26 protein-coding genes are annotated in these 20,978 nt (G+C 38.1%); 4 read left to right on the top strand and 22 right to left on the bottom strand.

Going from position 1 to position 20,978, the window contains the following annotated elements:
- The first annotated feature begins 237 nt into the window (after positions 1-237).
- A complete protein-coding gene (locus tag MMB69_RS03065; RefSeq protein WP_013058973.1) occupies positions 238-708 on the top strand; it encodes an N-acetyltransferase in 471 nt (156 codons plus the stop codon).
- An 80-nt stretch (positions 709-788) separates the two neighbouring features.
- On the opposite strand, the gene MMB69_RS03060 is transcribed toward MMB69_RS03065, so the two are convergent.
- The 4 genes from MMB69_RS03060 to MMB69_RS03045 all read right to left on the bottom strand — a co-directional run bounded on the left by MMB69_RS03060 (position 789) and on the right by MMB69_RS03045 (position 3,264).
- Positions 789-1,391 carry an RsfA family transcriptional regulator gene (locus tag MMB69_RS03060; protein WP_013058974.1) on the bottom strand — a complete coding sequence of 201 codons (603 nt, stop codon included), beginning with the start codon at positions 1,389-1,391 and terminating at the stop codon, positions 789-791.
- A gap of 178 nt (positions 1,392-1,569) precedes the next feature.
- Positions 1,570-2,337, bottom strand: a complete 768-nt coding sequence (locus tag MMB69_RS03055) for an enoyl-CoA hydratase/isomerase family protein (RefSeq protein WP_221784488.1) — start codon at positions 2,335-2,337, stop codon at positions 1,570-1,572.
- A 169-nt stretch (positions 2,338-2,506) separates the two neighbouring features.
- A complete protein-coding gene (gene rpmF, locus MMB69_RS03050) occupies positions 2,507-2,680 on the bottom strand; it encodes a 50S ribosomal protein L32 (RefSeq protein ID WP_013058976.1) in 174 nt (57 codons plus the stop codon).
- A gap of 65 nt (positions 2,681-2,745) precedes the next feature.
- On the bottom strand, positions 2,746-3,264 hold the full coding sequence (locus MMB69_RS03045; protein ID WP_014458367.1) for a YceD family protein: 519 nt from the start codon (positions 3,262-3,264) through the stop codon (positions 2,746-2,748).
- Positions 3,265-3,443: 179 nt separating this feature from the next.
- Between MMB69_RS03045 and MMB69_RS03040 the strand changes: the two genes are divergently transcribed.
- Positions 3,444-4,643 (top strand): nucleotidyltransferase, encoded by a 1,200-nt coding sequence (locus MMB69_RS03040; protein ID WP_221812633.1) that lies wholly within the window; start codon positions 3,444-3,446, stop codon positions 4,641-4,643.
- Between the two features lie 27 nt (positions 4,644-4,670).
- Here the strand turns inward: MMB69_RS03040 and MMB69_RS03035 are convergent, their stop codons facing one another.
- Together MMB69_RS03035 and MMB69_RS03030 are read right to left on the bottom strand one after the other, a co-directional pair.
- Positions 4,671-5,687: a SepM family pheromone-processing serine protease gene (locus MMB69_RS03035; RefSeq protein ID WP_277447140.1), complete on the bottom strand. Its 1,017-nt coding sequence runs from the start codon at positions 5,685-5,687 to the stop codon at positions 4,671-4,673.
- Positions 5,677-6,474: a patatin-like phospholipase family protein gene (locus MMB69_RS03030; protein ID WP_221784491.1), complete on the bottom strand. Its 798-nt coding sequence runs from the start codon at positions 6,472-6,474 to the stop codon at positions 5,677-5,679. Before MMB69_RS03030 ends, MMB69_RS03035 begins: the two co-directional genes overlap by 11 nt.
- 466 nt (positions 6,475-6,940) lie before the next feature.
- Between MMB69_RS03030 and ylbJ the strand changes: the two genes are divergently transcribed.
- Complete coding sequence (gene ylbJ, locus MMB69_RS03025) at positions 6,941-8,149, top strand: sporulation integral membrane protein YlbJ (protein ID WP_221784492.1); 1,209 nt, start codon at positions 6,941-6,943, stop codon at positions 8,147-8,149.
- Between the two features lie 58 nt (positions 8,150-8,207).
- On the opposite strand, the gene coaD is transcribed toward ylbJ, so the two are convergent.
- Positions 8,208-8,702 (bottom strand): pantetheine-phosphate adenylyltransferase, encoded by a 495-nt coding sequence (gene coaD / locus MMB69_RS03020; protein ID WP_013058982.1) that lies wholly within the window; start codon positions 8,700-8,702, stop codon positions 8,208-8,210.
- Between the two features lie 35 nt (positions 8,703-8,737).
- A complete protein-coding gene (gene rsmD / locus MMB69_RS03015) occupies positions 8,738-9,307 on the bottom strand; it encodes a 16S rRNA (guanine(966)-N(2))-methyltransferase RsmD (protein WP_013084870.1) in 570 nt (189 codons plus the stop codon).
- A gap of 612 nt (positions 9,308-9,919) precedes the next feature.
- Here rsmD and MMB69_RS03010 point away from each other — a divergent pair.
- A complete protein-coding gene (locus MMB69_RS03010) occupies positions 9,920-10,306 on the top strand; it encodes a DUF7147 family protein (protein WP_221812634.1) in 387 nt (128 codons plus the stop codon).
- A 74-nt stretch (positions 10,307-10,380) separates the two neighbouring features.
- Here the strand turns inward: MMB69_RS03010 and MMB69_RS03005 are convergent, their stop codons facing one another.
- The 14 genes from MMB69_RS03005 to MMB69_RS02940 form a co-directional block, all read right to left on the bottom strand.
- Positions 10,381-10,656 (bottom strand): YlbG family protein, encoded by a 276-nt coding sequence (locus MMB69_RS03005; RefSeq protein ID WP_013058985.1) that lies wholly within the window; start codon positions 10,654-10,656, stop codon positions 10,381-10,383.
- 397 nt (positions 10,657-11,053) lie between these two features.
- A complete protein-coding gene (locus MMB69_RS03000; RefSeq protein WP_028410752.1) occupies positions 11,054-11,500 on the bottom strand; it encodes a YlbF/YmcA family competence regulator in 447 nt (148 codons plus the stop codon).
- Positions 11,501-11,600: 100 nt separating this feature from the next.
- A complete protein-coding gene (locus MMB69_RS02995; RefSeq protein WP_057243130.1) occupies positions 11,601-11,987 on the bottom strand; it encodes a carbohydrate-binding protein in 387 nt (128 codons plus the stop codon).
- A 99-nt stretch (positions 11,988-12,086) separates the two neighbouring features.
- Positions 12,087-12,323, bottom strand: coding sequence for a YlbE-like family protein (locus MMB69_RS02990; RefSeq protein ID WP_013058988.1), 237 nt, complete (start codon positions 12,321-12,323; stop codon positions 12,087-12,089).
- A gap of 5 nt (positions 12,324-12,328) precedes the next feature.
- Positions 12,329-12,739 (bottom strand): YlbD family protein, encoded by a 411-nt coding sequence (ylbD, locus tag MMB69_RS02985; protein ID WP_098249251.1) that lies wholly within the window; start codon positions 12,737-12,739, stop codon positions 12,329-12,331.
- Between the two features lie 82 nt (positions 12,740-12,821).
- The gene (gene lhaT / locus MMB69_RS02980; RefSeq protein ID WP_221812635.1) at positions 12,822-13,409 is read right to left on the bottom strand and encodes a lipoprotein heptaprenylglyceryl N-acetyltransferase LhaT; all 588 of its coding nucleotides are present in this window, start codon (positions 13,407-13,409) and stop codon (positions 12,822-12,824) included.
- A 135-nt stretch (positions 13,410-13,544) separates the two neighbouring features.
- On the bottom strand, positions 13,545-14,312 hold the full coding sequence (locus tag MMB69_RS02975; RefSeq protein ID WP_013058991.1) for a menaquinol-cytochrome c reductase cytochrome b/c subunit: 768 nt from the start codon (positions 14,310-14,312) through the stop codon (positions 13,545-13,547).
- Positions 14,313-14,422: 110 nt separating this feature from the next.
- A complete protein-coding gene (qcrB, locus tag MMB69_RS02970; protein ID WP_013058992.1) occupies positions 14,423-15,097 on the bottom strand; it encodes a menaquinol-cytochrome c reductase cytochrome b subunit in 675 nt (224 codons plus the stop codon).
- Positions 15,098-15,100: 3 nt separating this feature from the next.
- Positions 15,101-15,601 (bottom strand): QcrA and Rieske domain-containing protein, encoded by a 501-nt coding sequence (locus tag MMB69_RS02965; protein WP_013058993.1) that lies wholly within the window; start codon positions 15,599-15,601, stop codon positions 15,101-15,103.
- Between the two features lie 204 nt (positions 15,602-15,805).
- A complete protein-coding gene (locus MMB69_RS02960; RefSeq protein WP_025750392.1) occupies positions 15,806-16,264 on the bottom strand; it encodes a YpiF family protein in 459 nt (152 codons plus the stop codon).
- 117 nt (positions 16,265-16,381) lie between these two features.
- Complete coding sequence (locus MMB69_RS02955) at positions 16,382-16,927, bottom strand: ReoY family proteolytic degradation factor (RefSeq protein WP_013058996.1); 546 nt, start codon at positions 16,925-16,927, stop codon at positions 16,382-16,384.
- A gap of 97 nt (positions 16,928-17,024) precedes the next feature.
- A complete protein-coding gene (locus MMB69_RS02950) occupies positions 17,025-18,287 on the bottom strand; it encodes a tetratricopeptide repeat protein (protein ID WP_260506726.1) in 1,263 nt (420 codons plus the stop codon).
- Between the two features lie 252 nt (positions 18,288-18,539).
- Positions 18,540-19,829: a 3-phosphoshikimate 1-carboxyvinyltransferase gene (aroA, locus tag MMB69_RS02945; RefSeq protein ID WP_221784496.1), complete on the bottom strand. Its 1,290-nt coding sequence runs from the start codon at positions 19,827-19,829 to the stop codon at positions 18,540-18,542.
- A 21-nt stretch (positions 19,830-19,850) separates the two neighbouring features.
- The gene (locus tag MMB69_RS02940) at positions 19,851-20,951 is read right to left on the bottom strand and encodes a prephenate dehydrogenase (RefSeq protein WP_221784497.1); all 1,101 of its coding nucleotides are present in this window, start codon (positions 20,949-20,951) and stop codon (positions 19,851-19,853) included.
- Positions 20,952-20,978 lie beyond the last annotated feature (27 nt).

Genomic DNA, 20,978 nt, shown 5'->3' with positions numbered 1-20,978 from the left:
TTGAAAACGCTTTCTATTCCAATCTCACTTTCCTTTTGCTTCCTTTCTAAAAAGCGATGCTTATAGTAATGTATTCTTCGTATTTAACTGAAAGAATTCATTTTTCCTTATGCGCATTGAATATTCGTTCACCAATCATGAAAACAGAATATTTTGTATTTTTGTTATATAATATTAGATGAACGAACCAAGCCAGTTCGTTCGTCTAGCAAGGAGACATAACAAGGGGGATATGGGATGAATTACGAAGTGAAGCATTTAAAAATTAATTTTAAAACGCTAGAAGAGTTCAAGAAATTCAAAGAATATGGCATTCAAGAACTTTCAATGCTAGAAGAATTACATGCGAAGATTTCCGATAATGAAATAAATTCTCCGTTTTACGGTATTTATTTTGGAAATAGCTTAGTGGCTCGGATGAGTCTCTATAAGCGAAACAAGCAGTACGATCAATATTTCGAGCCGCCTCAAACGTATATTGAAGTGTGGAAGCTCGAAGTGCTCAGCGATTTTCAGCGCAAAGGATTGGGTCAAACGCTCGTTGAATACGCCAAATCCTTTCAATTACCTATCAAAACAAGCCCACGAGTAAAATCGAGTGATTTTTGGTCAAAAATGGGGTTCGTACCTGTAACATATGATATCGATCGTGATTTGGGAGAAAACCCTCTTATTTGGCTACCAAACGGTGTAAGCGAACAAAAATAAACAGCTGATTTCCAGCTGTTTATTTTATATCTATGTGGTATATATGATCAACATGAAGTAGGGAGCATTCAACTGTCGTTTTACTTTTGAACTTTTTCTAAATTTAGATTTTTATCCACTTGAAATTTCACTTTTCTACTTTTTTCATCCTCTTTTAAGACAACCATTTTACGAGCCCTCTCCATAATTTCAATAAGAGCTTTATAGTCATCTTCCACAATTAACAAGTTGTTTTGCAAAGCTTTTTTTTCTTTTTCCAAAATCGTTACTTTCTCTTGTAAACGTTCAATCTTTTGCTGCAGTTCTTCATTAGCTTCGAGAAGCTCTGACGAGTGTCTTTGCCCTTGATCTACATTTTCTAAATACTTAATTACCTCATTAAGCGAAATATGTTTCTCTGCTTCCATATATGATAAGCGTGCAGGCTGCTCGTCATCTTTTGAAACAGTTCTTGCTTTTAATTCTTTTCTCTGTTTTTTCGCAAGATCAATACCAGTCTTGTATTGTTTGCGCACAAAAGAATTCCAGCGGAAGCCACAAGCTGCTGATGTTCGTGTAAGTTTCTTCCCCACTTCTTCAAATGCAGCTAGCTGAGTGCCACCTTCACGTATATGACGCAGTACAATTTCTGCGAGTAATAAATCTTCATCATGAGTCCATGCATCTTGACGAGAAGAAGTCATTTTTCTATCCCTCCTTATCCGTACTTATTAAATGAATATGCACCTACTAGATAAGATAGACTATTGTTCCTCTTCTCAATCAAGAAAATCTTTCATATACTTTGAAGCAAAATGGGGAACCCGTGATTCTTTCATCTTTCGCTTATTAACTATATTGCTATGGAAATGCAGTTCATAACTATGTTTTTTTAACGATGACCTTTTGAACCGCTTCTTCATGCTCAGGTGACTCCCACAATATCGAGCAGCGATGAATTTCTTGTTCCATCCGATTCCAAACCCGGCTTTGCTCCCATTTCTCAATAGCGATTTCTTTGTAAGCTTGCAATACCTGGGTCGGTTTATGAGTGATAGGGGCTAACCACTCTTCACACCTCATAGTTAGCTCTTTAAACGATGTGACATAGGAAAGAAATCCAATTTGCTTTGCTCGTTCTACTCCATACAGCTGAGCACTGTAGATCATTTCCATCGCTTCTTGATAACGCAGCTTTTCAAGAAGAATGGTTCCTCCTCCCCAGCCTGTTGTAATCCCTAAATTCCCTTGAATAAAGCCCATTTGGCTATGGGTTGCACTTATACGGAAGTCACATGCAATCGCAAGCTCACATCCTCCTCCAACCGATGTTCCATTCAAAAGGGCAACTGTGGGTTTTGGGAGCGTTAAAATCTCATAAAGAATTTTCCCCATTTTCGTTAACATTTGAGACGCCTCTTTCGAAGTCTTTAGCTCATGAAATACGCTTAAATCTCCTCCACTGCAAAATGCATCTGAACCAGCACCTGTAATTACGAAAGCTTTTACTAACTGATCATGTTTCACATAATCTACAGCTTGCTGCAGTTCATTCATAACATCATAATCAATAGCATTACGCTTTTCAGGACGATTAATCACAAATGTAGCAATGCCTTGGCTTGTAGTAAACAACTCGCTTTTTTTCATGCTTTTTCCTCCTTATAGACAAGGTATGAATCCTTTTACAACAGTAATTGTTTATTTAAAAAGAGTTCTTGTTCTATAAGAAAAATCCTTCTCTTCCAAAGGGCAGAGAAGGAAAAAAGGCAAAAAAAATAAAAGACCCTTTAAGAGGGTCTTTTATTTAAATAAGCAATTATTTGCTTACTACGTCATTTCCTTTGTAAGTACCACAAGCTTTACATACGCGGTGTGATAGTTTCATTTCACCACAATTTGGGCACTCTACCATACCAGGAACTTGTAATTTAAAGTGCGTACGACGCGTTCTTTTCTTCATTTTAGATGTTCTTCTAAAAGGTACAGCCATTATTCCCACCTCCTTAAAAGAATTTTAAAATCATATGAAGGCCCGAAAGCCGGATCTTCGCATTTTTATTTCTTTTTGTCTTTAAAGAAATTTTCGAGTACGGCTAAGCGGGGATCTACTTTTTCCTGCTGTTCTTCTTCGGTAACAACTTCCCAGTCTTTTCCTGACTGTGGAGCTGCTCCTGCCGCTTGCTGATTTTCACTAAATACCTGCAGAGGAATTTCAACAATAATTAGCTCTTGAATCAAAGGTTGTAAATCAACCGTTTCTCCCTCTACAATGCGTACTTCAGCATCTTCTTCATAATCAGCATTCACATTCAATAAAAACGTTTCAGTTGCGTTAATTTCAAACGGATACGGAACGTCAACTAATGTACGAGCACAAGGCAACGTCATTTCTCCTGAGATTTTAAGGTGAAACGTTACTTTCGAAGAGCTAATGTCGGCTCTTCCTTTCACATTTACATCTGACATTCTACGAATTTGAGGATCAGCATTCATAAACTCTTTGCCGTCAATCACTTCGTCAAATGTTAGACCTTTATTTTGCAACTGATACAATTGATGTATTGTCCATTTCATTGTTAATCACCTCAAGGCAACAAAGGTTATTATAGCTTTCACAAGATTATTTGTCAATATTTTTTCTTTACACTATAATGTACTTAAATATGCTTTTTTGTAAAAATTTCTTACTTTCATAAAAAAATGTTTTTAAAACAAAGAGCTAGACTAAAAATAATAAATTAAAAGGAGACATTATGCAAGCAGTTGGAATAATTGTCGAATATAATCCTTTTCATAACGGACACGCTTATCATTTGCAGCAAGCGAAACAACAAACCGGAGCAGATTGTGTGATTGCTGTGATGAGCGGACACTTTTTGCAGCGCGGAGAGCCTGCTCTTGTATCGAAATGGTCCCGCACAAGAATGGCTTTAGCCGCTGGTGCAGACTTAGTCGTTGAATTACCCTATGCTTTTTCTACTCAAAAAGCTGATACATTCGCAAGCGGCGCTATTTCTATTTTAGAATCCCTTCACGCTGACTTTGTATGCTTTGGCAGCGAAAATGGCAATATTGACTCATTTACCCGCACCGCTGATTTGCTCGAAGCTCATGAATCAGAGCTATCCGCTTTAATTCAAAAAGAGATGAAAAAAGGGAACAGTTATCCAAAAGCAGCTTCCAATGCTTTCTTACAGCTTTTCACGGAGGCTCCTATTGATCTATCTCAGCCAAATAATGTGCTTGGAATGAGCTATGTAGCTGCCATTAAAAAACAGCATGCATCTATTAAACCATATACAATCACTCGAATTCAATCACATTATCACGATGATTCCCTGTCTTCCTCTTTTATTTCAAGCGCTACAAGCATACGTAAAGCTATTTTTGACAGCAGCAGCCATGGGGATCTGAGCAAGCACATGCCAGTTAGTACAGCAAATGAATTAGCAGCTTACAAGCAAGCACACGGGCAGTTTCAAAAATGGGAACATTATTTCCCATTTTTGAAATACAAATTACTAACTACTCCACTTTATGACTTACAGCGTATTTATGAAATAGAAGAAGGCATTGAACATCGGCTGCTATCTTATATTTCTTCAGCTACTTCATTTGAAGATTTTTTAACAAAGGTTAAAACGAAGCGATATACGAGAACCCGTTTACAGCGCATGTGCGTTCACCTTTTAACCAACACAACAAAAAGCGAGATGCAACAAGCTGACCCTTATATTCGCTTATTAGGGATGTCAAAAACGGGACAAGGCTATTTAAAAACAATTAAGAAAAAGCTTTCCCTTCCTATTGTATCCACTGTATCGCAATGTAAACTAAAAGAAATTGATACCGATATTAAAGCGACACATGTTTATAGTATGCCATTTGTGGAACCTCTGCGCTCTCAGTTTATGAAACAAGAATATACGCAGCCCCCTATCATTTGGCCATAAAAAAATCGTCTGCAAGAGACGATTTTTTTATGGTTTCAGCTTTTCTAAATACGTTACGGCATCTGAAAATGAATCCACGGGTACAATTTTCATATCACTGTTTATTTTTTTAGCTGTCTTCACTGCTTCTCGGTAGTTAGAGCCCGCAGCCCCTTTTTCATTTGGTGCAAAGAAAATCTCTGCTCCTTCTTTATCTGCCGCTACAATTTTTTGCGAAATACCTCCAATTGGTCCTACCTCTCCTTTATCATTGATAGTCCCTGTACCTGCAACTCGGTGGCCTTTTGTCATGTCCTCTTTAACAAGCTGATTATAAATTTCAAGCGAGAACATCAGCCCTGCTGAAGGCCCTCCTATTTTTTCAGTATCAATATGTATATCGGGCTTAACTTTTAATTCTTGGTTTGTTTCTAAGGCAATTCCTAGGCCTACTCGTTTCGGCTCGTCAGGAAATGCTTTAACTTTTAGAGTATGTTTGCTTTCTTTGCCAGCTCTTTTTACATAAATTGATACTGAATCTCCTGCTTTTTTAGTCGATACGTAGTTGATTAAGTCCTCAGCAGTTTGAATTTTTTTCTCATCTACTTTTGTCACTACATCTCCAACATGAAGTTTTCCATGTGCAGGCATATTTTCTACAACATATGTAACATATACGCCTTTATTGTGATAGGAAACGCTCTTTCCAGCTGCTTCATATGCTACTGAAATAGCGGCATTTTTTGACGTATCCATCATATGTAATTGCCTTGTCGAGTAATCTTCATCGCTTTCACCTTGCTGCAAAATTTGCTTGGTAGGGAAAATTTCATGAAAGTCCTGTATTTTCGCAAGACCATATGAAAGAGGAGTTGCTCTGCCCATTCTTACAGTTGTAAGCATAAACGTCCCTTTTTCATGGTATCCATCTTCTACCTTAATAATAGGCGCAAGTTCTTCTGCCATTCCAGGCTTTGTAATGTAGTACGGCAAAGGATAAAAACAAAGCATTGCCACCACTGCAATAACAGCCAAATATACCAAAATTCTAATTCTAGATTTCACTTTTTTTGTTCTCCTTCCAGTGATCAATTGCTTGTAGAATAGAAGGCAACTGCTCATGTGCTGCTTGTTCACCAATTGAAATCATTTCTTGAATGTTTGTAAACGCTCTGGAACTAAAAGTATCGAGATTAGGACGAATCATAACGTCTGAAGCAATAGTTCGGTGAGCTACTAGCTCATCTTGCAAAATATCTAAACTTTGCATAATGACATCAAAAATGGAGCTGATTTCTGCATTCACTTTCGCTTTTGATACATCGACTCCAATGACAATATCAGATCCCATTTCTTTTACAACCGATACAGGAATACGGTCCACTACCCCGCCGTCTACAAGCAATCGTCCATCAATTACTTCGGGAGCAAAGATTCCTGGAATTGAAATACTTGCTCTCACCGCTTCAGCGATAGGTCCTTGTTTAAACACCACTTTCTCTCCTGTTTTCAAATCTGTCGCTACAATGGCAAACGGTATAGATAGCTGTTCAATGGTTCTATTTTGCGTAAAGGTGCGAACCAGCGATTTTACTCTGTTACCTGTAATAAATCCCATTTTAGGCACGGTAAAATCCAAATAATACTTTCGTTTGAACGTTAGCGCCATTTTATAAAGAGTTTCCAGTTCAATACCTGACGCATATAGTGCACCAACTAAAGCTCCCATGCTGCTGCCAGCTAGAAAATCAATAGGAATGTTATTTTCTGTTAGCGTTTTGATTACTCCTAAATGGGCAAAACCTCTAGCTCCACCTGAGCCTAAAGCAACTCCTATTTTTGGGCTTTCCACTTTACCTGCCCCCTCGTTTTACCTTATAGACTTCTAAAAATGTAAAAACATTTGATGAGCTTCTCTATCATTGTTGCCCTGTCTTCGGTAGGACTATTCTTCATTTTCTATTTGTTCATTTAGTATGAAGCTAAAGATATGTTTTGCTCAATACACCGTGGTTATTAAGCATTATACTATACTGAAGGTTGTTTTAAGAAATTCTTACTCTTCGCTAGCTGCGTCTACGTTTTTTTACTTCTTGACCATCCTAAAAGTGCATTGATTTATGTATATGAATTGTATTTCCAAATGTGACAAGACGCCTTTTTATTCATCATGAATTTATTTTCTCCTTACTCATAGGCATAAAGTCGATGCCTAGCTTCGTATATTGATATATAGAAGAACTTGTACATTTGCCTAAAACTCCTCATTTCATTCATATCAAAATGACGTGAGCTTAGAAAAGGAGATGAATCGTTCGTTGAATAAATCGATGGTGAAAACACTTCTGCTCGGGACGAGCGTAACGCTTCTCGCTATTGCGCTTATTGTATATCCAAAAGAAGCGCTAGAAGGTTCAGTAAGAGGTCTCAACACATGGTGGAAGGTCGTCTTTCCTTCTCTGCTGCCCTTTTTTATTGTTTCAGAAATGCTTATTGGGTTTGGCGTAGTGAAGTTCATTGGGATCTTATTAGAGCCGTTTATGAGGCCTTTATTCCGAGTACCTGGAGTAGGGGGTTTTGCTTTAGCAATGGGCATGGCTTCTGGTTTTCCTTCAGGTGCAAAAATCACTTCCCGGCTGCGTCAAGAAAAGCAGCTAACAGCTATCGAAGCTGAAAGACTCGTATCATTTACTAACTCATCTAACCCTATTTTTATTTTTGGAGCTGTGGCAGTTGGCTTTTTTCACAATCCAGCTGTCGGTATCATATTGGCTCTCTCTCATTACATAGGGAATATTTGTGTAGGACTGGTGATGCGTTTTTATGGATCAGCAAAACCGAAAGGACAAGTAACTCAAAAACCTTCTTTATCGTTAGCTTTTCATGAAATGCATAAAACGCGTTTAAAAGATAAGCGTCCTATCGGGAAGCTTCTAGGAGATGCAGTTACTTCTGCTGTTCAATCTCTCTTAATGATTGGCGGTTTTATCATTTTATTTTCTGTATTAAACAAACTTTTATATGTTACTCATATCACGGCCGTTTTAAGCAGCGGTCTAGCTTATTTGTTTTCCCTGTGTCATATAGGAACTGAACTGAGCCTTCCCTTTATTTCAGGGATTTTTGAAATCACGCTAGGAAGCCGTCTAGCAAGTGAAGCACCAGACACGCTGCTGTTTCATCAAATTATCATCGTTAGCTTTGTATTAGGCTTCAGCGGTTTCTCCGTTCAAGCACAAGTAGCTAGTATACTCGCCGAAACAGATATTCGATTTTTCCCGTTTTTTATTGCACGGATTTTTCACGGCTGTTTTGCGGTAGTATTCACTATCTTTCTATGGGGTCCTCTTCGAGAATCCATTACTACTTTTCAAGCATCTGAAGGAGCACTGCCGGTTTTTTCTCACTTGGAGTCCGTTACGATTCTATCGCAGTGGCTAAACGTGTACGGACCGCTCTTAACGATTTTTACGCTGTGCTGCTATATTTATCTTTATTCAAAAAGAACATTTCTTCATCGTTCCTAGTAAAAAAAGAACGTGACGTTTTCTTATCGGCAAAGAAAACGTCACGTTCTTTTTTATCTTATTTTTGAGACAGCTGTTCAAATTTTTCTGCAAGCGCTTCTCTAACAGGGGGAGGAACTAATTCAGAAATATTCCCGCCGTATTTAGCTACCTCTTTTACAATACTAGAACTTAAAAACGAGTATTGATTATTTGTCATCATAAATAACGTTTCGATTTCTTTATCTAATACGCGATTTACAGATGTGATTTGCATTTCGTACTCAAAATCCGATACTGCACGCAAACCTCTTAAAATGGTCTTTGCCTGCTTTTCTTTTGCATACTCCATTAATAATCCGCTGTACGACTCTACTACCACATTAGGAAGTGATTTTGTTACTTCTTTCAGCAAAGCTACTCGCTCTTCCCCTGTAAATAGAGGACTTTTTGAGGAGTTATTTAAAACAACCACATAAATCGTATCAAATACATTTGCGCCTCGTTTAATAATATCAAAATGTCCATTTGTAACTGGATCAAAGCTTCCTGGACAAACAGCTATACTGCCCATACGTATCCCCTTTCTACATCTAACAGCTCATTGATTTATTCAACTGATTCTTCTTTTTTGTATGTATAAATAGAAACACCAATGATACCGTACGTTTCGCTTTTTATTTTTTCAAATAAACCAATCTCATTATCTAAATGTACATCATGAGAATGCTCCGCTACAATAATTCCTGTTTTTGCTAGAAGATTTTCTTCACTTACCGTTTCGATAAGCGCTTTCAACTTTTGTGCTTTATACGGTGGATCAAGCAAAAGTAAATCGACAGTCAGCTCCCTTTTCTTTATCGCTTTCAGTGCACGCTCTGCATCATTTCGATACACTTCAGCGCGGTCTTCTAACCGGCAGGATGCTAAGTTTGCTTTAATCGTCTGAATCGCTTTGCCATCCCGATCCACAAAAATGACTTTATCTATTCCTCGACTTAGAGCTTCAATTCCCAAGCCACCGCTTCCACCGAACAAATCAAGAGCTGTTCCACCTTCAAAAAACGGTCCAATCATATTAAAAATAGCTTCTTTCACCTTATCTGTTGTAGGGCGGGTTGAGTATCCTGGAACCGCCTTTAACGCATGGCCTTTATATAAACCTGCTACTACTCTCATCCTTATCACTACCTTACTTTTACTTCCTTATTCTTCATTATCCTAACATATTTTGAATTACAAAGACTAGCAAAAATCCTCAATTTATTCAATGCTGTATGCATTCTGTGCAATAACCGAGCAGCTTGCTTTTATGATGGACTTTTACGACTGTGTCCTTAGATACACTGATTCTTTTCTAGAAGATACACCTATGAAGATCATTCGGCATTTCGTTCATAGAAGGTTTCCTTTACTTTAATATGTCATAATAAACGTAAATTTACCCTTTTTCTCTGTCATGTTATCAATCTTTTATGTATTAAAAAGTGAATTTCACAAGACAGGTATATGAACGTTTAAAACGGACATACTGACTAGTAACAACATCATCTAACCGATGTTGTTGCCAACCGCGGAGAAGACTTACGTTTCCCCATAAGTTCTTCCTCCGGTTTCTCCTCTCCCTTTGCCTTCATCAAGGTGCTTGTAATCGCAGAGGTGATTACACCCCTTTATTGAAGGGCCCTACAATGAGTAGTTGTAGGGATTTTTTTATTTACTCTTAAAATATTCAATGATACATTAAACTACGTGAGTTTGCTTTTTTAATACATAAAGGGGGAAATACATATGATTCAGCGTTTTATTGAGCTCGGAGAAGGGTATTCAGATATTTATGAGCTGTTAGAGATTGTTAAAACCAACAAACATCGTCTTGCTCATCTTATTATGCTGCGAACAGTAAAAGAAGATCGACAAGTAGCTTCTTTTGTCGCTGTCTTGCACCCAACAGCTGAAGGGAATTTCCAACCGCTTTACGTTTGCAGAGAAGGAATTGTTTTAAAACAAAACGACAGCAAGCGCGTTGAGTTATTTAAACAAGCTGCTGAGGAAGCGGGAAAAGAAATTGTGGCACTCGATGTCAAACCATCTACTACATTTCCAGAAACAGCACTATACTATCAGCACCTTATTGGCATTTTGCGAATGAACCGCTTTATTCCGCCAATGCAATAATCTCATCCTTGCCTATTCGTTTGCTAAAGGCAAGTAAAATAAAAAAAGGAATGTACATCACATTCCTTTTTTGTTTAAATTCCTATCTTATAGTCATATTCCTTCGCCTTATCCGGCTTTGAATTTTCGAATTCTGTTTTTAAAAACGGCCGATAAGAAGGATCTACTTTCTTCACAAAAGGTAGAGACTGAAGTTTATGGATTGTTTTTTCAATGCCATCTTGGTTGCAATATAAGACAACATACTTTAATTCTTTAGATACGTAATGTACATTTCCGTACTTTCGCAATGCTTTTGCTTGCTTAACAGAATGCACATACGCCACAATTCCTTGACGTTCAACAAACATATTTAGTTCCCCTTTTGCATACGTTATATTGGTTTTCTTTATCATAAATTCTTTTATATGAAGTAGGTGCTTTATGTATGAATTTAGATGATATCTGGATGCTCTTTCTTAATCATTTTAACGAGCACAGAACTATTGAACAAGTCATTTTCAAAAAAATCACAAATATACCCTTTTTGTATATAAACACATCAATTAAGCGTAGAAAAATAGATGAGCTTCTAGAAGCTTCATCTATTTTTGCTACATCCAATACAAATGCTACGTGGCGCTCGACTTTTGTCAGAAGTCAGCATCTTACTTATGTCTATCAGCACAGGTTTTACGTTCCACAGCGTAAAATGGCCTGCTGTGGAAATTCCTGTGCTGATTGCGTTCGGTTTATACAGTAAACGGCTTATGCGCTGCACCCACAGCTTCCACCAGATCCGCAGCCACCGCCGCAGCTGCTTCCCGTATCAAAAAACGGATTTCCCGTCGGTACTTTAACGTGCTCTGAAACAGCTTGACCAAGGATAACGCTAATTTCATCAAGCAGCTTTTGTAATTCATTTTCTGCTTTTTTGAACGCAGCGATTGTCGCGTGTAAATCAACTTGACGCTTTACATCACGTACTTGTCTCGTAATGGTTTTATAATCAGGATGATATTTTCCAAATCGTTGAACATCCTCATACTGTTCCTTTATTTTCACAAATTCAGCAATTAATGCCTGTGCATGTGAATCTTTATTTAATCTATATAAACATTGACGATAGTTCTCGGCTACGTCTGATTGTAACACCATGTTCGCTACGTGATCAGACTCATCGAGTAATTCAACAGTTCTCATTGTTGTCAGCATGGCTGTGCACCTCCGTTTTTATCTTATCACGTTTTGGATCTAAAGAAAAAGAACTTGCTAAAACAGCTTACACTGATTTACTACAAGTTCTACTTTTTAACTATATAATTTCAACCGTAAAGGTATTCCTCACTTGATAACTTTCTTCTTTAGATTTCATCAGTTCAATCGTAACAGTATGAGATCCTTTTGGAAGATCACTTAAAACAAAGGCTGCTTGCTTCATTTCTTTAAATGGTTTTCCATCTACTTTGATTTGAAGGAATCCACTCTCTGTTGAAAATGAAAACCCGCTTAGAATACATTCGACGTATACGTTTTGTCCTTTCACATGCTGGTGTACCATCAGTGAAGGTTTTGTATTCATTGCACCAAACGTTTCAGCTGCCCGCGGTTGAGAGGAAATTTCAGTTTCAGGTTTTGGTTTATCATGGTTGCATCCTAGCAGAGAAACTACACATAAGGCCGTCGTTAATAGTAAGCGCATAATACCATTCCTTTATCATTCGTTTCTCCATAGTGTTTACAAACTCTTTGTTTTTACTCATGACGTGCAAAAATCTCTGCATCGCTATGTATGCAGAGATCATTGATTTTTCATGGACTGAAACATATGAAACATCATGTTTGCCATTTGAATCGAATTCGAAAACTTTTCGACTTTATGAGGAATCGTTTGTTTGTAGTAGTGCTTGGATTCTAATTCAAATTTCTCCAGTTCTTCAGGATTTCTAGATAAACGCCGGTACCACATTGGCTGTTCACGAACGAAGTCGTTGAGCTTAGGGCGAGACTGCATATACTCGTATATATCTTTTCTCATTGCGTTTAATCTTTCCTAAAGCCAAATGGATTCCCTGGCCCGGAAGCTGCTCCTCCACCGGATGGCTTAGATGGCTGAAATTGCTGCAGTACTTGTTGAATATTCGAAATAGCTGAATTTACATTTGTGATATGATTTTGCATTTGATTCAAGTCCATGTTTTTCAGCGAGGATACAATTGTACCCATAATATCTTTTTTCTCCTCTGTTGCAGCAGCTGGTTCAGTCTTTGCACTTTCTTCTGAACGATATGCCTCCCACATTGGATCTTCTGCACCGAATAAATACCAATCTTCATAAAGCTCTTTCCACGTTTTTTGCTGCTTTCGAACCTGTTCTACTAATTTGGGATGTGATTTTACAAATTGTTTAAATTCCACAACGGACGGATGAAGCTCTCGTTTGGTTTCCTTCACAGTCACTCACCTCATACTTAAATATAGCCTACTATATCTTAGAAAAAGAGAGCTCGTTTCGTGCGCCTATTTCAAAAATTTTTTATAGCTGTTTTTTTGAAGAAGCACGAACTGTGAACCAGTATGTAATGAAAATAGATAAAATGCTTAGCCAAAATGTAAAATAACCAATTTCAGACATATACGCATTGAGCATGCTGTATCTTGGCATCATAGAAAAAACGTAATCAATGATATCATTATGTACAGCCCATACAGCGGCAACAGCTATATGCCATAATTTAATCCGGTAAAACGGTACGTATAAAAGCCCTTGAAAAGCCATTGCTGCATGAGAAGCCATTAACATAAGCATCATCCAATCAATGTATCCTGTTAACACATAGACCAATACATTCATTACGACGGCCCAAATCCCGTATTTAAACAGCGTGATCATTGCTAAAGCTTCAAACAGTGAAAAATGCTTTCCAAGTAAAAAACCGATAAGTACAATAACAAAAAACAAGCTTGCCGTTGGACTATCAGGCACAAATAATAAAAACTTCTTAGGCGTTTCCGCTAATTGACTTCCATACCAAATATATCCGTAGATTGTTCCTAGTATATTCACAATCAGCAAAAGCGTTAAAAAACGCTTATCTTTTAAGGTATACCATAACCAAGCCATTTAGAAAGTCTCCTTTACATTTAATCTCTTCTTTATTATGTACAGTTTTTGAACAATAGCAAGCACCTATCTCATTGATGTAAAACACAGCATTAAATAAATTCAAAAAAAAACCAGCCCTTTGGCTGATTTTCACTATTCTTTCCCTAAGTTGCCGACAAATTCCGAGAGCGTTTTCAATTCTTTATCTGAACCTTTGAAAACACCTTTTGGCATATTGCCTTTACCATTTTTTGCGATATTGGCGATTTCTTCAGGAGATAAATCAATTCCTGTTAAAGCCGGAGCCGCAGGGCCTCCCTGTAAGTTATCACCATGACAGGTCAAGCACGTTTGTTCTTGCATAATTTTGTAGCCTTCTGAATTCTTGTCAATCGCTACTTCTTCTCTAATTTTCCCTTGCTCTTCACGCGCTTTCCAATCCACCTGCGTCGCTGACTGCCACGTTAGGAAAAAGACTGCTGCTATAGCCAAAAGCATGAATCCTGTTGCAAACGGCCTCTTAGCGGGTCTTCTTTCTGGTCCTCGATCAATGAACGGAGCAAGCATTAATGCGCCAAATGCAATCCCTGGAATAATAAATGCACCTATAATATTATATGGACCAGAAGCAAATGAATATTTAAGCAATTGATATAGGAACAAAAAATACCAGTCAGGAAGAGGCAAGTACCCCGTATCAGTTGGATCGGCAATACGTTCAAGAGGAGATGGATGAGCGATGGTTAAACATAGATAACCGATTAAAAAAACTGCCCCTACCATCCATTCTTTTAGTAAAAAGTTTGGCCAGAATGCTTCTGTTTTCCCTGGAAATTCAGAGTAATCTTTTGGAATATTGGGTTTTCGTTCTGCAGGAACACGTGAATCTCCAACAAACTTCATCCCTTTACCACGATGCATGTTCTCCCTCCTTTTTCTCACTGTTCTAGTGAAAGTACTAACAACGGAGTATGTGCTTGATGCATATGATGACTAGTGTGATTGAATACTTGAATAAAGCGTATAAAATTTTATAGTGGTCCTGAAATTCCTTGTTTACGAATCATTAAGAAGTGGGCACCCATTAAGCCAAGTAGGGCTCCGGGTAAAAAGAATACGTGAATGGCGAAAAAGCGAGTTAGTGTTTGAGCACCAACGATGTCTGGATGTCCTGAGAGTAATGTCTTCACTTGCTGGCCTATAATTGGTGTGGATTCAGCAATTTGCAAACCTACTTTCGTTGCAAAGAGCGCTTTCATATCCCACGGCAACAAATAACCTGTAAAACCTAAACCTAACATAACAAAGAAAATTAACACACCCACAATCCAGTTTAACTCGCGGGGTTTTTTGTATGCTCCTTGGAAGAAAACACGAAGTGTATGTAAAAACATCATGACGATAACCAAACTTGCTCCCCAGTGATGCATACCTCGAACAATTTGTCCGAAAGCGACTTCATTTTGCAAATAATAAACGGATTCCCATGCATTTTTTATATCTGGTACATAATACATGGTTAAAAACATACCTGATAAAATTTGAATAACGGTAACAAAAAACGTTAATCCACCAAAACAATACACAAATGCTGAAAAGTGATGTGCAGGATTTACGTGCTCTGGCACTTCATGATCGGCCACATCTCGCCATAAAGGAGTAATATCCAGCCGTTCATCCACCCAGTCATAGATTTTATTCAACATTTTCTATGCCCCTCCTTGTGGTTTGGCTTTTCCTAGATATAACGTACCGCCTTTTACCTTTTGAACGTATACATCTAACGGTCCCATCGGTGGTGTCCCCGGTACATTTTTACCGCTTTTTTCATACATTCCCCCATGACAAGGGCAGTAGAAACGATGTGGATAGTTTTTGTCACCAGCCCAGTTAACCGTACAGCCTAAATGCTTACAAATTGGTGACAGCGCGACGATTTCACCTTTATCAGTTTTGTACACCCAAGCCGATCTTGGTTCTTCTGATTTATGCCACGCATCCACTTGCTTGATTTTAAAATCGACACGTTTCGGCTCTTTTGTAATGTCTTTAACCTGCGCTACAGCTACTAAATCCTGACCCGCTTCTTTTTCCAAAATTGGGTCTACTGCAAAGCGCACCATTGGCATTAACATTCCAGCAGCCATAAATCCTCCTACACCAGTGAGCGTATAGTTTAAAAACTGTCGTCTTGATACCCGATCACCCATGCTTTTCCCCCCTTTAAAAAAGTTCAGTCCAGAGAATTTTGGACACATGATGGACCATTCTATTAAACTAGGACATAATCATGATATATTAATATTTCTGGAAGGTCAATACAATAAAAACCTAAAACATGGAAATAATCTTTATTTTTCTAAATTTTTTGTCATTATTTTGTTTGCGCTTCCATTGCTTATTCTACAGTCTTTTTAAACACTCCATTTCTCTACAAAAATCGGTAAGAGCTGTTGAACTTGTTCATGTATGAGCGTATACTTATGCGACTCATCTATATGCTCAAGCGGTAAAGCAGGTATCCAAATGCAGTACGCCCCTATTTCTTTTTCAAACTGCAGCCAGTCTCGGTCGCTAGTAAGCACAAAAAGATGTTTGACTTCATTGTCATTTATATGCTCATTCCAACGAAGTAATGTTTCATAAACAGCAGCTACTCCATCTTTTTTTAAGTATGTAAAACTAGGTGTTAAAATCACTCTTCCTTTAAATTGTCTCTCTAACTCTTCAGTAAGAGCAGTCGTATATTCACTCATAGATGCAGTAAGCTTTAAATCTTCTCCGAAATCAATTGGAATGAGTGGAACTAATACGGTATCAACATAACTTTTGGATTGTAGATACACATCCATTTCCTTGGCCTGAAGCTTCAACTTCCTTCTCCTCTCAGCAAGCTCGCTAAAGCTTGTCTTATTTATTTTTCAAAATGAATAAGAAGATAAAAAAAGAGATTGACCTTTTTCTAAGAAGCTAGCCAATCCCTCATTTATCTACTGTACATAATGGTTATTTAAATATTCGCTTAAGCGCTGAAATTCCTCTTTATCGTTTTCATCTAACGCTTTATCAATTAGTTCCATGATTTTTGATCGTTGAAACTTCTGAATAGATTCTTCCAATATTTGCTCAGCTAATACTCTGTCTTTTTCATTTGTTTGATTAGCTTTTGGCATATACGGATTGTCTTCCAGTACAGCCACATATTGAGGCGATGAATACAACGATCGGAAGTTTAATTGAATATAAATGTCTTCTTCTCGATTCAAACGAATATCATGAAATGATTTTTCTGCATCGGTTGTCATGATATTTTCTTTATAAAAACGAAATGGAGGGTCTTCCACACAGTGCGTAGACATCACCATCCCGCGAGGACAAAACTGTGCTTGCTCAACGAAGTGAACTCGTTTCATCAATTGATCATGGCTCATCAAATAATTTAAAATCCATACACATTCTCTGCGCTTCAGCTGATAATTCGTTAAAAACCAGCGAACAAATTCTTTTTTCTCGTTGACAGTAACAGGGGTCGTCATATTCTCACTTCCCTCCTCTGTGTTTAAACTCTCAGTTAAAACACCTTTTACAGTTATTTATTCCACACGGCAGCAATAAAATCCTCTGAACTATTATTTATTCTTCTAATTGAAATAATATGTCTTGAATTTCATCTACTGTTGGATCCATTGCTAATAAAGCTTGGAAAATCCCCTTCGCTTTCGAACGCTGTCCTTCTTCTAATAAGAAGTAACCATACTCTTCTAAAAACGCATACTCTTCTTTAAAAACAGTGTATGCAGATTCGTAGTATTTTAGCGCTTCTTCATAATTTTCTAATTCCTGATGAGCTTTTGCTAAATCCCATTCAAAATGAGGGTCATGCTCATTATATTCTTTGGCGTGCTCGATATTCTCTACTACATCTTCATATCTCTCTTGACTCATATAAAGTTTAGAGAGAGTTAAAATGGCTTCAATATATCCTGGATCTAGTGCAATCGCTTGTTGAAATGCCGATTCAGCCTCTTCTTCTAGACCGCTCTTTAATGCTATTTTACCTTTAAAAAAGTAAAGTTCTTTTTGAAATTCATCCTGCGCAATACCTTCGTTGACAGCCACCGCAGCCTCTTCTAGCATCTCTTCATGTTCATATGATTTTGCTAAATATAAATAAAGAGAATGGTACTCACGGTCTAACTCTTTTAGTTCTGTGAACTTTTCAATAGCGGTCTGATAATGACCTGCTTGATACGCTGAAATCGCATATTCAAATAGTGTGTTAATCTCAAGCTTATCTTTTAGCGCTTGATCAAAGTAAGGAAGCGCTTCTTCGAACTGGCCGATGCCTGCTAAACTTTCAGCTAATCGCTGACGAAGATCCGTGCCGTTAAATTCTTTTTCTGTTTTTAGCAGCGTTTGATAAAAAGGAATCGCCTTTTGATAAATTCCTTGACTGCTGTAAAATTCACCGAGCCCAAAATCGATAACGGGTTCATTTGGAAGCATTTTTTTCGCTTCCATTAACTTTTGCTCACTTACTTCACTAAGGCCTTGCATTTGATATAAATCAGCTACAAGAAGCAGAGCTGGTACGTAGTTATCATCTTCGCTGCTAATTTGATTTAAAATATGAATTGCTTCTTCTTCTTCTTCTAAATCAATAAGCATTTCAGCTTTTAATAAATACAGCTCGCCTTCTTCTGGGTATTTAGCGATGAGGTCATCTATTAAAGGCAGCGCATCATTCACTAGTCCCCACTCCTGAAGCTGTTCAGCCATTAAAAATTTTTCTTCGTCTGTAGCTTTATCTTTCAATTCATGAATAAGGGCAAGACCTTTTTCAATTTCATTGGATTCTACGTAACCTATCGCGCGGTCTAATTCTTTCACACACAATTCTCCTTTATTATTACATTCACTTTTTATATACAAATAAAACGAATTAATTTTCTATTTTTCCAAACCGAAGCAAGAACACATGCTTCTATACACCATGATAAAATAGTTTGAGCGTTTGTTCAACAAATCAATTTGAATACGCTTACATTTTTCGAATAAAAATCCGAACGAGTTTGATTCTCTATCAAGAATATCAATTCATCGTTCGGATTTTTCTTCAACCACAATGCGTTTGTTCCAGTCTTTTTCTTATTCGCTTAGTTTATCAAGATCTTCAAAGAAAGTAGGATACGAGACGTGAATAGCTTCACTTCTCATTAGCGTTACCTCTCCCGTTGCAATGGTTGCTGCGACCGCAAGCATCATTCCAATTCGATGATCTCCATAGCTGTCTACTTCACCGCTTTGCAGGGCCGTCTTGCCTTCAATAATGAGGCCATCAGCTGTTGGAGTAACAGAGGCACCGAGCTTGCTTAACTCCGTTGCAACCGTATCGATACGGTTCGTTTCTTTTACTTTTAATTCTTCGGCATCTTTAATAACTGTTTTCCCATTCGCCTGAGTCGCCAAAAGAGCGATCACTGGAATTTCATCAATTAAACGAGGAATTAAATCCTCCCCAATTTCAATCCCTTTCAACTGAGACGTTTCAATTGTCAAATCGCCAATAGGCTCTCCATTTTGAATACGTTCATTAGAAATTGTAAGGCGTGCACCCATTTGCTGAAGCACATCAATAATACCTGTTCTTGTAGGATTGAGTCCGACGTTTCTCAAAACGATTCGGCTGTTTGGAACAATGGCTCCTGCAACAAGAAAGAACGCGGCTGAAGAAATGTCACCAGGTACGTATACATCCGTTCCGCGCAGAGATTGTCCTCCTTTAATGCTTACAGTCGTTCCATCTACCTCTACGTCTACTCCAAAAGCGCGAAGCATACGCTCTGTATGGTCACGTGATGTAAAAGGCTCGGTTACTTTTGTTGTGCCTTCCGCATGAAGTCCCGCTAGTAAAATCGCTGATTTTACTTGTGCACTTGCTACAGGAGAATGGTAATGAATTGCTTTTAAAGCTCCTCCCCGAGTGGATAAAGGCGTATATTGGCCGTGCTCACGCCCATCAATCTTTGCACCCATAGAGCGCAGGGGCACCGTAACGCGGCTCATAGGACGCTTGGCAATCGACTCATCTCCAATTAGAGACGTATGAAACGGCACACCTGCAAGAATCCCAAGCATTAAACGAGTAGTCGTTCCTGAATTTCCTACATCTAGGATGGAAGTGGGTTCACTTAACCCTTCGATACCTTTACCTTCCACTTCGACATACTCGCCTTCTCTTTTAATCGATACGCCCATCTTTTCAAAACACGAAATCGTACTTAAGCAATCTTCCCCTGCTAAAAAATGATTAATCGTTGTTTTACCTTCTGCCATCGCTCCAAACATCACAGCTCTGTGAGAAATCGATTTATCTCCAGGAATAGAAATTTCTCCTTGGAGAGATGAAAGATTCGTTTTTAATTGTTTTCCACTCATTTCATTCACACCTTTCGTACATTAAGAAATAAACGTCTGATATTGATGCTGATGGAGACACGCTCTTGCCCGCTTTCTATCTTCCTCTGTTTGAAAGCTTAAACGTAATACTCCGTATATGTCTTCTCGTGTTTCTAAAATTCGAATGTTTGTAATACTGATTTCATCTTCTGCTAAATAACCCGTTACTTCTGAAATAATCCCCGGATAGTCAGGAACATCCACATAGAGATCATAAAAGGATGGAATCGCTCCTTTGGTTCGTACAGGAAGCTGATCTCTAAACTGTTTTGCTTGTGAAAAATATGTATAGATATCGTTCGCGTCTTTTCGTTCGATCATATTTCGCACGTCGTTCATTTCTTCAAGCCAGTGGTCAAACATTGAAAGAAGCGCATCCTGGTTATGAAGCAAAATATCTCTCCACATCGCTGGACTGCTTGAAGCAATACGTGTAATATCACGAAACCCTCCAGCTGCAAGCTGCGAAACTAGCTGGTTGTCTTGTTGGTAATATTCTGCTTGATGAACAAGGCTTGCAGCAATAATATGAGGAAAATGGCTGATGACACCCGCTAATTTATCATGTTCTTTTGGTGACATCACAATAATTTTAGCTTTTGTACCACTTAGCAATTCCTTTAAGCTGTTTAAAGCCTCCGAAGAAGTAGAAGATGAAGGTGTTAATACATACATTGCATTTTCAAATAAATGAGCTTTAGAAGCAGCTACTCCGCTTTTATGAGACCCCGCCATTGGATGACCGCCGATAAACTCAATGCCTTTAGAAATAAGAACCTCGGCTGTCTTCACTACCTCTTCTTTTGTACTTCCTACGTCTGTTACGATGACAGACTGTTTGAGCGTAAAATGTTCTAACTGTTTTAGCACTTCCGCTGCTTGAGTGACCGGAATGGCAATAACAATATAATCCGCTTGCTCCGCGCCTTGTTGTAAAGAAGAAGCCGCTTGGTCAATTACACCTAGGGTTTTGGCTAGCTCCAGCTGCTCTTGATTAATGTCAAATCCTATTACATCAAGATGATGATGCGTCTTTTTTATATTAAGCGCCAGCGATCCTCCAATTAACCCCAGGCCTATAACAAAAACATTTTCTGTCACTTTCCTTCACCTCATTGTACATATGAA

Source organism: Priestia sp. P5, assembly GCF_029522155.1.
Lineage (GTDB): Bacteria > Bacillota > Bacilli > Bacillales > Bacillaceae_H > Priestia > Priestia megaterium_E.
This window is presented reverse-complemented; position numbering and strand designations above follow the sequence as displayed.